Source organism: Pseudomonas sp. CM27 (assembly GCF_013179515.1).
Lineage (GTDB): Bacteria > Pseudomonadota > Gammaproteobacteria > Pseudomonadales > Pseudomonadaceae > Aquipseudomonas.
The window spans coordinates 2,372-3,859 of the sequence record NZ_JABMCN010000045.1 but is presented as its reverse complement, the minus strand read 5'-3'; the positions used below and the strand labels follow the sequence as shown (position 1 = coordinate 3,859).

The 1,488-nt window shown below is 67.5% G+C and carries 1 protein-coding gene; it reads left to right on the top strand.

The genetic code is table 11. The annotated features are described in order from the left end of the window. Window positions 1–1,488 (top strand): FAD-binding protein (locus HP547_RS08035; RefSeq protein ID WP_218583470.1); only part of this gene is annotated, 1,488 nt, incomplete at both ends.

Below are 1,488 nucleotides of genomic sequence, written 5' to 3'. Positions count from 1 at the left end.
CTCAAGATCAGTCTCATACCCAGTACGACGTGATAGTGGTCGGTTCGGGCGCCGGTGCGATGACCTCGGCGGTGTTCCTGGCCGACCAGGGGTTCAGCGTGCTGGTGCTGGAAAAAAGCGACAAGTTCGGTGGTACCTCGGCGATTTCCGGCGGCGGCATCTGGATCCCCAACAACCACTACTTCGCCCGCCAGGGCGGCAATGACAGCCGCGACCAGGCCGAGCGCTACCTGGCGGCGGCGGCCGGTGAGCAGGTCGACCCGGCCCGCCTGCAAGCCTACCTGGACAACGCTCCGCAGATGATCGAGGCGCTCACCCGCTGTAGCCATGTACGCTACGCGGTAGCCGCCAAGTACCCCGACTACTACCCGCACCTGCCCGGCGCCCTGGCAGGGGGGCGCACACTTGATCCCGAGCTGTTCGACAGCAGCCTGCTTGGCGACGAGCTGCACAACCTGCGCAGGCCGTCGCCGTCCACCTTGCTGATGGGGCGCATCGCCTGGACTGCGCGTGACGCGCACAAGGCCATGGCCCGAGGCTTCGGCTGGCGCCTGCTGATCCTGCGCCTGATGCTGCGCTACAAGCTCGACTTCAAGTGGCGCCGCAAAAGCCGCATGGACCGCCGCGCGGCGCTGGGCAGCTCGCTGGTGTGTTCGCTGCGCCGCTCGCTGATGGACCGCAATGTGCCGCTGTGGTTGAACAGCGACTTCCGTGAACTGCTCAGCGAACAGGGGCGGGTCAGCGGCGTGCGCATCTGCCGCGATGGGCAACTGCTGGACCTGCGCGCGCGCCATGGGGTGATCCTGGCCTCCGGTGGTTTCGAGCAGAACCAGGCGTTACGTGAGCAATACCTGCCCAAGCCGACGCGCATGGCCTGGAGTGCCACACCACCGGGCAACAACACCGGTGCCGCGCTGCAGGCAGGCCTGGCCCACGGCGCGGCCACTGCGCTGCTGGACTGGGCCTGGTGGGCGCCGACCATCGCCGTGCCGGGTGAGGACAAACCGCGTGGCATCTTTGCCGAGCGCGCCTTCCCCGGCGCCATCGTGGTCAATGGCCAGGGCCTGCGGTTCGTCAACGAAGCCGCGCCGTACCTGGAGTTCGTCGATGCCATGCACCGCGACAACGTGCGCAGCGGCGGGCGTTCGGTGCCGGCCTGGGTGGTGTTCGACGGGCATTTTCGCTTCAACTACGCCATGGGCCCGTTGATGCCGGCCCAGGTCATGCCCGACAGCCGTCTGCGCAAAGAGTGGCGCGATACCCTGTACTGGAAGGCCGACACCCTAGAGGCACTGGCGGGTCAGATCGGCGTCGACCCGCAAGGCCTGGCCGCGACCGTGGCCAAGGTCAACGGCTACGCCAGCACCGGGGTGGACGAGGACTTCGGCCGTGGTGGTAATGTCTTCGACCGCTACTACGGCGACTGCAACATCAAGCCCAACCCGTGCCTGGCGCCGCTGCGCAAAGGCCCGTACTACGCCATGCGCC